The 12,451-nt window shown below is 70.0% G+C and carries 12 protein-coding genes; 4 read left to right on the top strand and 8 right to left on the bottom strand.

All coding sequences use genetic code 11. The annotated features are described in order from the left end of the window. Positions 1-266: 266 nt before the first annotated feature. Positions 267-1,235: a hypothetical protein gene (locus ACQ86G_RS13885; RefSeq protein WP_431261093.1), complete on the top strand. Its 969-nt coding sequence runs from the start codon at positions 267-269 to the stop codon at positions 1,233-1,235. 40 nt (positions 1,236-1,275) lie between these two features. Here the strand turns inward: ACQ86G_RS13885 and ACQ86G_RS13880 are convergent, their stop codons facing one another. From ACQ86G_RS13880 to ACQ86G_RS13855, 6 genes are all read right to left on the bottom strand, one after another. Then, on the bottom strand, positions 1,276-2,475 hold the full coding sequence (locus tag ACQ86G_RS13880; protein WP_431261092.1) for an MFS transporter: 1,200 nt from the start codon (positions 2,473-2,475) through the stop codon (positions 1,276-1,278). Then, entirely contained in the window at positions 2,472-3,866 is a 1,395-nt protein-coding gene (locus tag ACQ86G_RS13875; RefSeq protein ID WP_431261091.1) for a DNA recombination protein RmuC, read from the bottom strand. Before ACQ86G_RS13875 ends, ACQ86G_RS13880 begins: the two co-directional genes overlap by 4 nt. Positions 3,867-3,879: 13 nt before the next feature. After that, the gene (locus tag ACQ86G_RS13870; protein WP_431261090.1) at positions 3,880-4,863 is read right to left on the bottom strand and encodes a 2-hydroxyacid dehydrogenase; all 984 of its coding nucleotides are present in this window, start codon (positions 4,861-4,863) and stop codon (positions 3,880-3,882) included. Between the two features lie 131 nt (positions 4,864-4,994). Then, positions 4,995-5,750, bottom strand: a complete 756-nt coding sequence (locus tag ACQ86G_RS13865) for a nitroreductase (protein ID WP_431261089.1) — start codon at positions 5,748-5,750, stop codon at positions 4,995-4,997. After that, on the bottom strand, positions 5,747-6,244 hold the full coding sequence (locus ACQ86G_RS13860) for an acyl-CoA thioesterase (protein ID WP_431261088.1): 498 nt from the start codon (positions 6,242-6,244) through the stop codon (positions 5,747-5,749). Before ACQ86G_RS13860 ends, ACQ86G_RS13865 begins: the two co-directional genes overlap by 4 nt. Positions 6,245-6,341: 97 nt before the next feature. Beyond that, positions 6,342-7,280: a histone deacetylase family protein gene (locus ACQ86G_RS13855; protein ID WP_431261087.1), complete on the bottom strand. Its 939-nt coding sequence runs from the start codon at positions 7,278-7,280 to the stop codon at positions 6,342-6,344. A gap of 218 nt (positions 7,281-7,498) precedes the next feature. On the opposite strand from ACQ86G_RS13855, the gene phaP reads away from it, so the two are divergent. Then, positions 7,499-8,056 carry a TIGR01841 family phasin gene (gene phaP, locus ACQ86G_RS13850; RefSeq protein WP_431261086.1) on the top strand — a complete coding sequence of 186 codons (558 nt, stop codon included), beginning with the start codon at positions 7,499-7,501 and terminating at the stop codon, positions 8,054-8,056. A gap of 191 nt (positions 8,057-8,247) precedes the next feature. Here phaP and ACQ86G_RS13845 read toward each other — a convergent pair whose 3' ends face one another. After that, positions 8,248-8,976, bottom strand: a complete 729-nt coding sequence (locus tag ACQ86G_RS13845; RefSeq protein ID WP_431261085.1) for a TetR/AcrR family transcriptional regulator — start codon at positions 8,974-8,976, stop codon at positions 8,248-8,250. A 181-nt stretch (positions 8,977-9,157) separates the two neighbouring features. On the opposite strand from ACQ86G_RS13845, the gene ACQ86G_RS13840 reads away from it, so the two are divergent. Next, positions 9,158-10,696 (top strand): methyl-accepting chemotaxis protein, encoded by a 1,539-nt coding sequence (locus tag ACQ86G_RS13840; RefSeq protein ID WP_431261084.1) that lies wholly within the window; start codon positions 9,158-9,160, stop codon positions 10,694-10,696. An 84-nt stretch (positions 10,697-10,780) separates the two neighbouring features. Next, complete coding sequence (locus ACQ86G_RS13835; protein ID WP_431261083.1) at positions 10,781-11,350, top strand: YdeI/OmpD-associated family protein; 570 nt, start codon at positions 10,781-10,783, stop codon at positions 11,348-11,350. Positions 11,351-11,389: 39 nt separating this feature from the next. Here ACQ86G_RS13835 and ACQ86G_RS13830 read toward each other — a convergent pair whose 3' ends face one another. Beyond that, a complete protein-coding gene (locus ACQ86G_RS13830; protein WP_431261082.1) occupies positions 11,390-12,382 on the bottom strand; it encodes a patatin-like phospholipase family protein in 993 nt (330 codons plus the stop codon). Positions 12,383-12,451: the final 69 nt, after the last annotated feature.

The raw sequence follows: 12,451 nt of genomic DNA, 5'->3' as shown, positions 1-12,451 counted from the left end.
TCGCCCCCTGACGGCTTGGCGCGCATCGACGCCGCGTCGGTGTCCGGCGCGTTCCCAACATCTTGTGCGGCTCCTGTCCGGCCTTCGCCGGGCTGAGGGCCATCCTAGGCGAAGGTCCGCGGGCGCCCAACACCGCGAGTGCGGTGTTGAACGCACGACCGCCGACAGCGCATCCGCACGGGGCGACGCGGCCTTGTCCGACAGACCACCCCTGCCCCATCTCTTAAGGTGGATCAACGGCTCTCCGGCCAGTGATGGAGTTCGCTATGCGTTCCTTTCCGCACTTTCCCCATCCGCAGTTCGGGCGGATGTTCCGGCACGCGAAGCATCCGTCGCCGCATCACGGCGCGCTGTTCTGGGTCGCGCATGCGGCGGTCCTGCTGGGCCTGCTGCTGATCGCCACCGAGGTGTCGGCACAGCAGGGCGCCGGGCTGCGCGCGCAGTACGACCAGCTCGCGCCGCAGCTGTCGAAGAGCCCGTTCCAGAAGCCCATCGTGCTGAGCTCGGCGGATGACACGGAACACCCCACCGGCGAGATGCATGCGGTCGTCGACCATCCGTTCGGGACGCTGTCCGGCGCGCTGCGCGATGCCGACGCCTGGTGCGACCTGCTGACGCTGCCGGCCAACGTCAAGCGTTGCGCTGTCGAGGACGACCAGGCGCCGGGCGCGACGCTGCACATGGCCGTCGGCCGCAAGTTCGACCAGCCCATAGCGGACGCCTACGCCCTCGACTTCCGCTTCCAGGTCCTGGCGGCGCAGCCGCAGTACCTGCTCGTCGAGATGAGCGCGAGCAAGGGACCGATGGGCACCAGCAACTACCGCCTGACGCTGGAGGCGGTGCCGATCGATGCGAAGCGCTCGTTCGTGCGGCTGCGCTACGCCTACGTGAACAACTTCGCCGCGCGCGTCGCGACCAGCGCTTATCTGTCCACCTCGGGCCGCGACAAGGTCGGCTTCACCGTGGTCGGGCGCGACGACGACGGTCGTCCCCGTTATGTGGGCGGCATCCAGGGCATCGCGGAGCGGAACACGATGCGCTACTTCCTCGCGATCGAGTCCTACCTCGACACGCTGCCGACGCCCGCCGACCAGCGGCTCGACCGGCGACTGCGCGACTGGTTCGCCGCCACCGAGCGTTATGCGCGCCAGCTCCACGAGCAGTCGCTCGAGGAGTATGTCGCGATGAAGCACAAGGAAGCGCGCCGACAGGTCGCCATCGCCCCCGGCGAATGAGTCGGGCGAGGCGACCGAGGCCGGTGACGCGACCGGCGAATCACGGCGCGCGCGCCGGCGATTCGATCTGACGGGCCGCCCACTGCGCGCCGACCAGGATCGACGCCATCAGCCACAAGGGCGCGGCCGCGACGCTCGCGGCGGCCAGCACGCCGAAGCCCAGCGGCATCGCGACGGTCGCGCCGTTGGCGGCCAGCATCCGCAGTCCGAGTGCCTGGCCGTGGCGGTCCGGCGGCGTGACCTGATGCATCGTCGCGAGCACCATCGGCTGCACCGCCCCCAGTGCCAGTCCGAGCACGGCAGAACCCAGCATCAGTCCGAGCGTGCCCGGCAGCCAGGCATAGACCAGCAGCGTGACAGTCGCAATCGCCATCGCGGCGCGCAGCGCCTTGACGTCGTCGATGCGATGGGCCCAGCGGACGATGGCCAGACGGACCAGTGTCGCGGCCGCGGCGAAGCTGCCCAGCACCAGGCCGATGCTCGAGGCCGACAGGCCCTTCGCGTGGCCCACGACGGGCACCACGAAGCTGTGGGCGTCCCAGCACGAGGACATCGCGACGTTGACGATCAGCAGGTTGTGCAGGCCGCGGTCCTTCAACAGGTCCCAGGCGGGACGCGGCTTGACGCCGGTGGCGGCGGGCGCGGGGACGTGGCGCGGCACACGCCGCGCGATCGCCCAGGCCGCGAGCGGCAGCAGCGTCGACAGCACCAGCGCGGCGGTGAATCCGGCCGTGTCGATGACGATGCCGGTGATGACCGGCGCGAACGCGTTGGACAGCGCCGGGCCGAGCGCCACCCAGCTGAACACGCGCTTGAGCTGCGACGCGTCGTGCGCCATCAGGCCCGCCTCGCGCTGGATCGCCACGGCCGCGATCGCGACCGCACCGCCGCACAGCAGGCAGCCGAGCGCGAGCAACCAGACCCATCCCAGCACCTGCGCGCACAGCGCCAGCACCGCGCCGGCGAAGGCCATCGCGACGCCGATGCCCACCGGGCGATGGAAACCGTGACGGTCGGCCAGCCGCCCGGCCCACAGGGACAGCCCCAACGGCGCGACGGCGAACAGGCTGAGCAGCACGCCGACGAAGCCGCCGCCGTAGCCCTGGTGCAGCACCCACAGCGTGGCGGCGACACGCGTCGTCGCCATGCAGGCGTGCACCGCGACCAGCGACGCGATGACGGCCACGAAGCCGGCACTCAGACCGGTGTAGCCCTTCGCTGCTGGTGCGTCGCCGTTCATCCCGCGGCGCCTTCGTCCTCGAGGTCCACCTCGCCGTCGGCACCGGTCCCCGCGCCGCCACCGGCAGCGTTCGCGGCACCGCCCCCGAGCTTCAGCACGCGCGCGGCCTGGTCCTCGGGCAGCGCCTCGACGGACTTCAGCTCCCGCGTCATGACACGGGTGCGCCGCTCGGCGAGTTCGATGTTGTTGCTGGCCTCGTCGAGCTTCTTCTTCGTCTTGGCGAGCACGTCGCCGAACTTGCCGAACTCGGTCTTGACCGCGCGCAGCACGTCCCACACCTCCGCGGAGCGCTTCTCCAGCGCCAGCGTGCGGAAGCCCATCTGCAGGCTGGACAGCGTCGCCAGCAACGTCGTCGGGCCGACCAGCATCACCTTGTGCTCGCGCTGCAGCGCCTCGCTCAGGCCGGGACGGCGCAGCGCCTCGGCGTAAAGACCCTCGGTGGGCACGAACAGCAGCGCGAAGTCGGTGGTGTGCGGCGGGCCGAGGTACTTCTCGCGGATGGATTTCGCCTCCAGCCGCAGCCGCGTCTCGATCGCACGGCCGGCCTGTTCCGCCGCCGGCGCGTCGGCCCGCTCCTGGGCATCGAGCAGGCGCTCGTAGTCCTCGCGCGGGAACTTCGCGTCGATCGGCAGCCAGATCGGCTGGCCGTCGTCACGCTGGCCGGGGAGCTTCAAGGCGAACTCGACGCGCGCGCCGGTGCCCGGCACCGTCTCGACGTTCGAGGCGAACTGCTCGGGCGTGAAGACCTGCTCCAGCAGCGCGGCCAGCTGCACCTCGCCGAAGATGCCGCGCGTCTTGACGTTGGTCAGCACGCGGTTCAGCGAGCCGACGTCACGCGCCAGCGTCTGCATCTCGCCCAGGCCGCGGTAGACCTGCTCCAGCCGCTCCGCGACCTGCTTGAAGCTCTCGCCCAGGCGCTGTTCCAGCGTGGCATGCAGCTTCTCGTCGACGGTCGCCCGCATCTGCTCGAGCTTCTTCTCGTTGTCCTGCTGGATCGCCTGCAGGCGTGCCTCGACGGTGCGGCGCGTCTCGGCCAGACCGGCCTCGTTGCGCTGGCCCAGCGCCTGCAGCTGTTCGGTCATCGCCGTCGTCATGCGCGACGCGGCGGCGTCCTGCGCCTCGCGCGCACGCGCCGCCTGCTGCGCCAGCGCCTGCTGGAACTGCGTCAGCGTCGCCAGCGTCTCCTGACGGAGCCCGGCATTGCCGCGGCTGAGTTCGTCGCGAAGCGCGCGCTCCAGGCGCTCGAGGCGTTCGCCCGACTGCTGCATCAGCGGCGCCAGCGCCGCCGCCGTGTGGCCGTCCGACGACCGTCGCCGGGTGAACAGCACCACGACGAGAAGGATCAGGATCAGCCCGGAGAGGCTCAGCTGCAGCAGGTCGGGAAAGGACATGCGTCCGATTCTCTCAGCGCTTGAGCACCTCGGGATTCAAGGCCGTCGGAGGAACACCGCCGGTCAGCGCGGCGATCAGGTTGTCCACCGCGAGGTCGCTCATCGCGCGACGCGTCGCGATCGTGGCGCTGGCGATGTGGGGCGTGAGCACGACGTTCGTGCAGGCAAGCAGGTCCGGATGCACCGTCGGTTCGCCCTCGAACACGTCCAGGCCCGCGGCGGCGATGGTGCCGGCCTGCAGCTCGACGGCCAGCGCCGCGTCGTCGACGACGCCGCCACGCGCGATGTTGGTCAGCGTCGCGGTCTTCTTCATCAGGCGCAGCTCGCGCTGGCCGATCAGGTGGTGCGAGGACGCGCTGTACGGCACGACGATCACCAGGTGATCGGCGCGCTGCAGCAGCTCGTCCTTCTCCACCCACTGCGCGCCCAGCGGGCCTTCCTGGTCGGCCGGCAGCCGCGAGCGGTTGTGATAGATCACCGGCATGCCGAAGCCGAGGTGGCCCCGCTTCGCGATCGCCGCGCCGATGCGGCCCATGCCGAGCACGCCCAGCGTCGCGCCGTGGATGTCGGCGCCGGCGAACATCGTCACCGACCACTGCTTCCATTCGCCGCGGCGCAGGAAGTGTTCGCTCTCGGTGATGCGGCGCGCGGTGGCCATCATCAGCGCGAAGCCGAAGTCGGCGGTGGTCTCGGTCAGCACGTCCGGCGCGTTGGTCACCACGACGCCGCGCGCGGTGCAGGCCGCCACGTCGATGTTGTTGTAGCCGACGGCCATCGTGCAGATGGCCTTCAGGTCGGGACAGGCGTCGAGCAGCTTCGCGTCGATCTTGTCGCCGCCGGCGATGTACGCGCCGGACTTGCCCTGCAGGCGGCGGATCAGCTCGTCCTGCGACCAGCCGGTGTCGCTGTCGTTGGTCTCGACCTCGAAGTGCGGACGCAGCCGGTCGACGATGTCGTCGAAGGTCTTGCGGGCCACCAGGACGCTGGGCTTGCTCATGGGCGCATCTCCTTGCAGGGAAGCACCGACTGTAGGCCGGCCGCTCCAGTGGCCCGCTCGCAAATCGCCCATGGATCGCCCATGGATCGCCCATGGATCGCCCACGGCTGCCGCGGATCAGCCCCGGCGTGTCACTCCAAAAAGCGGGTGAAGGACGCGACCGCGTCGCGCTCGGTGACCAGCGTGTTCTCGACCGCGTCCGGATCCGCGTAGCCCAGCGACATGCCGCAGACCAGCTGCTGTTGCGGCGTGAGACCGAGTTCCTCCGCGATCACGCGATGGAACTGCGTGAACGCCGCCTGCGGGCAGGTGTGCAGCCCGCGGCCGCGGGCGGCGACCATCAGGTTCTGCAGGAACATGCCGTAGTCCAGCCAGCTGCCCTGCTGCATCACGCGGTCGATGGTGAACATCAGCCCCACCGGCGCGTCGAAGAAGCGGTAGTTGCGGCCGTGCTGCTCGTGCATGCGCAGCTTGTCGCCCTTGGTGATGCCCAGCAGCCCGTACAGGTCCCAGCCGACCTTGCGGCGGCGGTCGATGTAGGGCGACACCCACTCGCGCGGGTAGTAGGCGTATTCCTCGCCGTGCGTGGCCAGTTCCTCGGGATCGTCGTAGGCCGACTGGATGCGGGCGACCAGCCGGTCCTTCGCGGCACCGGTCAGCACGTGGACCTGCCAGGGCTGCGTGTTCGTGCCCGACGGCGCGCGGGCCGCGACGGCCAGCAGTTCCTCGATCAGCGCGCGCGGCACCGGCGTCGGCAGGAAGGCGCGCATCGAATGCCGCGTCACGATCGCGGCCTCGACGGCGGCGGACTGCGCGGGCGTCGGGGCAATGAACGGATCGGGGAAGGAACCGAGGAAAGAATCGGGAAAGGAAGCGGGGACCGTCATGGCATCTCCAGCGCGCTGAGCGCTTTCACGTAGGACTCGGGCAGTTGCGCCACCGGGCGGCGCGATGCGCGATCGACATACACGTGGACGAAGTGGCCGCGTGCCGCGCACAGCGGCTCGCCTTCGGCGAACAGGCCGATCTCGTAGCGGACGCTGGACCGGCCACGCTTCGCGACGCGCAGGCCGGCCTCGACCTGCTGCGGGAAGGCCAGCGACGCGAAGAAGTTGCAGTGCGTCTCGATGACCAGGCCGATGACCTCGCCGTGGTGGAGGTCCAGCGCGCCCTGCTCGATCAGGTAGCGATTCACCGCCGTGTCGAACAGGCTGTAGTAGACGACGTTGTTCAGGTGGCCGTAGAGGTCGTTGTCCATCCAGCGCGTCGGCACCGGGAGGAAGCGGGCGAAGGCCTCGCGGGGCTCGGGGGCCGGGCGTGTCTCGACGGTCGAGGCGGTCGAGGCGGTCGCGGCGGTCGCGGCGGAGGGGTCGGCGGTCATGACGCCGATTCTTCCACCGCCGCGCGGGGTCAGGTGTCGCGTGGGCTACTGGCGGCAGCGGACTGCCGGCCTCGCGCAACGCCGGCCGTCCGCACCGTCAGCCGTTCCGCCAGCGCGCCCAGGCCTGCGCGGCGGCGTCCAGGGTCCGCATCTGCACATCGACCGTCACGTTCAGGTCCTCGCCGTACCCACCGGCCATGCTGAGCGCGACCGGGATGCGGCGCTCGAGCAGCGCCTCCAGCACGATCCGGTCGCGGCGCAGCAGGCCCTCGGCGCTGAGCTTCAGCCGCCCGAGCCGATCCCCTTCATGCGGGTCGGCGCCGGCCAGGTAGAAGGCCAGCCCGGGCGGACGATCCGCCATCCGCCGCCAGACCTCGGCGAGCGCGGCCTCCAGCGCGTCGAGATAGACCGCGTCCCCGCAGGCGTCGGGCAGGCCGACGTCCAGGTCGCTCGCCTCCTTGCGGAACGGGAAGTTCTTCTCGCCGTGGATCGAGAGCGTGAACACGCTGTCGTCGTCGCGGAAGATGCTCGCCGTGCCGTTGCCCTGATGGACGTCCAGATCGACGACCAGCACGCGCAATGCCGGCCGCTCCGGCTGGCGCCGGTGCCATTCGGCCTGCATGAGCCGCGCCGCGACCGCGACATCGTTGAAGACGCAGAAGCCGCTGCCCTTGTCCGCATACGCATGGTGCGTGCCGCCCGCCAGGCTGGCGGCGACGCCCTCTTCCAGGGCGGCCCGCGCGGCGGCGATGGTCGCCCCGACCGAGCACAGGGAGCGCCGCGGCAGGCCCGGCGCCCAGGGGAATCCGATTTCGCGCTGCTCGGCCGCGCCGAGCGTGCCGTGCAGGACGGCGTCGATGTAGTCCGGCGTGTGGACCAGCGCCAGCATGTCCGGCCCGGCGGCTTCGGCCACCTGGGGCCGCATCACGCCCGGCGCCCGCTCCACCCGCTCACGCAGCATCTGGTACTTGGACTGCGGAAAACGGTGGCCCGGCGGAAGCGCCAACGTCAAATGGTCGTAATGGAAGGCGAGCATGGTCCGACCCAGCAGAGCCCCCGGAACCCCGCAGCGGCGGGCTTCCGGGGCCGTGCCGGGTGGCCGCGCCCGGACTTTGCTGCATTGCACAAAAAGTGCTTGCAATCATCGGCGGCAGTCCTATACTGATTCCATGCTGCACCGCAACAAACGTGTGGCGACGGCGCTCAGCCCGCCGCGTTTTCCCCGGCTGACCTCATTCCTCAAGGAGATTTCGCATGCTGACTGCTGACCAAGTGCTCGACCAACAGAAGAACCTGCAAGCCTCGTGGTTCGGCCTGACCGCCAAGGCCTTCGAAGGCTATGAAAAGCTCGTCGAGCTGAACCTGCAAGTCGCCAAGACCGCGCTCGGCGAAGCCGCCGAAACCGCCCAGCAAGCCATCACCGTCCAGGACCCGCAGGAACTGTGGGCCCTGCAGACCGCGCTGCTGCAACCGTCGGCTGAAAAGGCCGTCGCCTACAGCCGCCACCTGTACGACATCGCGACCTCGACCTCCTCCGAATTCGTCAAGCTGGCCGAGTCGCAAGTCGCTGACGCGCAGGTCAAGTTCGGCGCCGTCGTCGACAACGCGACCAAGAACGCGCCGGCTGGCACGGAAAATGCTGTTGCTTTGGTGAAGTCGGCGGTGGCCGCGGCCAACAACGCTTACGAAAGCCTGCACAAGGCCGCCAAGCAAGCCACCGACATCGCGGAATCCAATTTCAACGCCGTGACCAGCACGGCGGTGAAGGCGACCCAGACCGCCGCCCGTAGCGCCAAGCGCGCCACGGCCTGAGCGAACGAGTTGCCGTATCGGTTGTCTCCTCGGTACCCAAGGAAGTCAAGCTTCCCAAGTGCCCTTCAAAGCCCAGCGCATGCTGGGCTTTTTTCGCCTGTACGGGCGCCCCATTTCCGGACTGTGGGCACCGGTGCGGTGCGCCGGCAACCGCACGGATGCCCGGGCGCCGGGCATCGTCGTCCGGCGACTCAGTCCGCCGACGTCGGCGACGCGTCGGACGACACGATGTCCGCGGCCGCGGGGCGGGCCCCGGCCGCGAACTGCGCGTACTGGTCCGCCACGTCGCGGAGCACGCCCTGCACGGTGAACTCGCGCAAGGCCTCGCGGTCGTAGAGCGGATATCGGGGCAGCCCGATGGTCATCATCATGAAGCCCATGGTGCGCACCGACATCTGGTCGCACATCGACCGGATCGCTGTCTCACCGGGCTCGAAACCGGCCGGCGCACAGGCGGCGACACGCTCCCGCATCAGGCCGAGCAGCCGGTTGTAGACGGGCTGCTGCGACTGCCCGATCTCGTCCAGCGTGCCGGTCTGCGTCAGCGACATGTAGATCATCCGGAACTGCTCCGGATGCCGCTCCCAGAAGTCGAGCAGGCAGCGCGTGTGCGCCTCCAGCACCTTGCGCGGCCCGCGCTGGTCCTTGGACGCGTCCAGCAGTTCGTCGACCAGCGACTCGAACACCTCGATCCACAGGCCGTCCAGCAGCGCCTTCTTGCTCTCGAAGTAGCTGTAGATCGCCATCGTCGAGATGCCGAGCTCCTGCGCCAGCCGGCGCATGCTGAGCGCCTCCACGCCTTCGTCGCGGTAGATCTTGCGCGCGCGCTCCAGCATCTCGCGCTTGAGCGCGGCCATCTCGGCCGGACCGCGCCGCAGCCGGGGCCGCTCGCGGTCGGAGTCCTGATCGGTGTTTCGCACGGCGTTCCCTACATCAAAAGGTTATTGTCGGTGTACGTTATCTCATACCGGGGTCCACGTTAAATAGTCACGAACCCTCGATGAGACGCCTGATTACCAGTTCCGTACAAGTACGAAAATAGGTGCAAACGGCATGCCCGCGCCTCTCCTGCGGGTTTCTTCACCTGCAAAGCGCTCCCCCATGCTCGACCGCCTCTCCGTGGGCGCCAAGCTCAGCTTGGCCTTTTTCTGCGTTCTCCTCATCACCGCCCTGCTGGGCGGGCTGGCGCTGTTCCAGCTGGGGCGCGTCAACGACACCGCCACCGACATGGCGTCGAACTGGCTGCCCTCCTCCCGCGCAGCGCAAGCGATCAACCAGGAAGTCGCGCGGCTGCGCACCCGCGAGTACCGGCTGCTGCTGACCGAGGGCAATGCGCGCGCCAGCTATGCCGAAAAGCTGGCGCAAGGCCGCCAGGGCATCGAGCAACGGATCAAGGCCTACGAGCCGATGGTCTCCTCACCTGCGGAGGGCGAGAAGCTGCGCCAGATCCGCGATCTGTGGGCGACGTACGAAGCGAGCAGCATCAAGCTCGTCGAAGCCGCCGTCCGGGGCGACGACGAGGCCGGCAAGCGCCTGGTCGCCGTCGACAGCCTGCCGACGTACGAGGCACTGGGCAAGGCGGTGGACGAGCTGGTCGAGATCAACACCGTCGGCGCCGCCGCGGCCGACACGCTGGGCGACCAGATCTATGACCGCAGCCGCTGGATGATCGTCGGCATGACGCTGCTGGCCGTCGTCATCGGCGCGGTGCTGGGCTTCGTGATCACCCGCAAGATCACGCGGCCGCTGGCGGCCTCGGTCGTGATCGCCGAGGCGGTCGCGGCGGGCGACCTGACCCGCAGCCTGCACGTGCAGGGCCGCGACGAGGTCGCGCAGCTGCAGACCGCGCTGATGCGCATGGTCGGCCAGCTGCAGACGGTGGTGGCGCAGGTGCGCAACGGGGTCGAGTCGGTGTCGAGCGCCTCGTCGCAGATCGCGGTGGGCAACCAGGACCTGTCGGCGCGGACCGAGCAGACCGCGGCCAACCTCGAGGAGACCGCGTCCAGCATGGAGCAGCTGACCAGCGCCGTCGGCCAGTCCGCCGACACGGCGCGCCAGGCCAACCAGCTGGCCGGCAGCGCCGCCGAGACGGCCGCGCGCGGCGGCAAGGTCGTCGGACAGGTGGTGGCGCGGATGCAGGAGATCAGCGCGTCCTCGACCCGCATCGCCGACATCATCGGCACCATCGACGGCATCGCCTTCCAGACCAACATCCTGGCGCTGAACGCGGCCGTCGAGGCGGCCCGCGCCGGCGAGCACGGCAAGGGCTTCGCCGTCGTGGCGTCGGAGGTCCGCACGCTGGCCCAGCGCAGCGCCGAGGCGGCCAAGGAGATCAAGACGCTGATCAACCGCTCGGTGGAGACGGTGGAGGCCGGCTCGTCGGACGTCGCCGAGGCGGGCCGCACGATGGACGAGATCGTCCACGGCGTGCGCCGCGTGACCGACCTGATGGGCGAGATCGCCGCCGCCGCCACCGAGCAGCGCGACGGCATCTCGCAAGTCAACCAGGCCGTGGCCAACCTGGACCAGATGACGCAGCAGAACGCCGCGCTGGTCGAGGAGTCGAGCGCCGCCTCGGGCTCGCTGCGCGAGCAGGCGCAGCGGCTGTCGGAGGTCGTCTCGGTGTTCAAGGTGGCCTGACTGCGAAGGCCGCCGGCCCTCGCCCCTTCCCCCTCCCGCAGGCGGGAGGGCAAGTGGGAAAGGCGCCGGGCATACTGCGGCCTCATGGCCACCCGCACCCCGATCTTCTTCGCCAGCGCCGAAGCGTTCCGCGCCTGGCTCGACGAGCATGCCGCCACGGCCACCGAGGTCCTGGTCGGCTTCCACAAGCGCGCCACCGGCGAGCCCAGCCTCGCCTGGCCCGAATCGGTGGACGAGGCCCTGTGCCACGGCTGGATCGACGGCGTGCGCACCCGCATCGACGACAAGCGCTACAAGATCCGCTTCACGCCGCGCAAGGCGGTGTCGATCTGGAGCGCCGTCAACATCGGCCGCGCCGAGGCGCTGATCCAGGAAGGCCGGATGAAGCCGGCCGGCGTCGCGGCCTTCGAGCGGCGGCAGGAAGAACGCTCGCGCGTCTACGCGTTCGAACAGCCCAAGGAACTCGTCGAGCTCTCGCCGTCGCACGAGGTCATCTTCATGCGCGACGCCCAGGCCTGGGCATTCTTCCAGGCGCAGCCGGACGGCTACCGCCGCACCAGCATCTGGCACATCCTCAGCGCCAAGAAGCCCGAGACGCAGCTCGCGCGGCTGGACAAGCTGATCGAGGCGTGCGCGCGCGGCGAGCGGCTCTGAGCCGGACGCGCCGAGGCGGCATCAACGGCATCAACGGCGTCAGCGGGTCTTCGCCGCGATCTTCTTCCGGATCTCCGGCAGCATGGCCGTCGCCACCTCGCGCCCCAGCGCGATGGCGCGGCGGCGCGTCGTGAAGTCCGAGCCGCTGAAGCCGTCCAGCTTGGGCCGCAGCACGACGTCCGCGCCCTGCAGTTCGTACTGGTTGATCGACTTGCCCATGATCGAGAAGGTCTGCAGCAGCATGCGCATCGCATCGCCGGGGATCTTGGGATCGGGCGGTTCGCCGATGTCGACGGCGATCACCAGCTCGGCGCCCATCTGCTTGGCGAAACGCACCGGCACCGGGGCGACCAGGCCGCCGTCGACGTACTCGCGGTTGCCGATCTTGACCGGCTGGAACACCGCCGGCACCGCGCTCGAGGCACGCACCGCGGTGCCCACGTCGCCCTGCCGGAACAGGATCGGCGAACCGTCCCCCAGGTCCGTCGCGACGATGCCCAGCGGCAGCGGCAGCTGCTCCAGCCCGCGCCCGCCCGTCATCTGCCGGACGTAGCGCGCCAGCGCCTCGCCGCGGATCAGGCCGCGCATCGGGAAGGTCCAGTCGGTGATGGCGCCCTCGTCCATCGCCTCGGCGACGGTCTGCAACTCCTTGCCGGTCCGGCCCGCCGCGTACAGCGCGCCGACCAGGCTGCCGGCGGAGGTACCGCAGACGAGGTCGACCTTGATGCCGTTCTCCTCCAGCACCTGGATCACGCCGATGTGGGCGAAGCCGCGTGCCGCGCCGCCGCCCAGGGCCAGTCCCAGGCGCGGCGGCCTGGGGATCGGCTTGGGCGTGACGGGTGTCGGCAGTTCGGGGTCGGGCGTGGTCACGACCGGCGGCGGCGCCGACGCCGGCGTGAAGGTCGAGCAGCCGCCCAGCGCGCTCAGGCCCAGCGCGCCGGCGGCGTTCAGCCAGCGGCGGCGGGAGGCGAAGGAAGAGGACACCGGCACGGCGGTGTCAGGCTTGGTATGGTCGCGATCGTCTCGGGGCATGGCGCGGGATTCTAGGGAAGCTCTGTAGCAATCCCGTTGCAGCGCGCACGCACAATCGCGGCCCGGCAA

Origin of the sequence: Roseateles chitinivorans (assembly GCF_050632145.1) — a bacterium.
Lineage (GTDB): Bacteria > Pseudomonadota > Gammaproteobacteria > Burkholderiales > Burkholderiaceae_C > Roseateles > Roseateles chitinivorans_B.
The sequence above is the reverse complement of the archived record's forward strand: the minus strand, read 5'-3'. Positions and strand labels throughout refer to the sequence as shown.

What these genes read in the sequence shown, in the direction of transcription:
- ACQ86G_RS13835 (WP_431261083.1), top strand. Translation starts at nt 10,781, where the DNA reads ATGGCCACCCGCACCCCGATCTTCTTCGCCAGCGCCGAAGCGTTCCGC.
- ACQ86G_RS13885 (WP_431261093.1), top strand. Translation starts at nt 267, where the DNA reads ATGCGTTCCTTTCCGCACTTTCCCCATCCGCAGTTCGGGCGGATGTTC.
- ACQ86G_RS13860 (WP_431261088.1), bottom strand. Translation starts at nt 6,244, where the DNA reads ATGACCGCCGACCCCTCCGCCGCGACCGCCGCGACCGCCTCGACCGCC.
- phaP (WP_431261086.1), top strand. Translation starts at nt 7,499, where the DNA reads ATGCTGACTGCTGACCAAGTGCTCGACCAACAGAAGAACCTGCAAGCC.
- ACQ86G_RS13830 (WP_431261082.1), bottom strand. Translation starts at nt 12,382, where the DNA reads ATGCCCCGAGACGATCGCGACCATACCAAGCCTGACACCGCCGTGCCG.
- ACQ86G_RS13875 (WP_431261091.1), bottom strand. Translation starts at nt 3,866, where the DNA reads ATGTCCTTTCCCGACCTGCTGCAGCTGAGCCTCTCCGGGCTGATCCTG.
- ACQ86G_RS13840 (WP_431261084.1), top strand. Translation starts at nt 9,158, where the DNA reads ATGCTCGACCGCCTCTCCGTGGGCGCCAAGCTCAGCTTGGCCTTTTTC.
- ACQ86G_RS13880 (WP_431261092.1), bottom strand. Translation starts at nt 2,475, where the DNA reads ATGAACGGCGACGCACCAGCAGCGAAGGGCTACACCGGTCTGAGTGCC.
- ACQ86G_RS13870 (WP_431261090.1), bottom strand. Translation starts at nt 4,863, where the DNA reads ATGAGCAAGCCCAGCGTCCTGGTGGCCCGCAAGACCTTCGACGACATC.
- ACQ86G_RS13865 (WP_431261089.1), bottom strand. Translation starts at nt 5,750, where the DNA reads ATGACGGTCCCCGCTTCCTTTCCCGATTCTTTCCTCGGTTCCTTCCCC.
- ACQ86G_RS13855 (WP_431261087.1), bottom strand. Translation starts at nt 7,280, where the DNA reads ATGCTCGCCTTCCATTACGACCATTTGACGTTGGCGCTTCCGCCGGGC.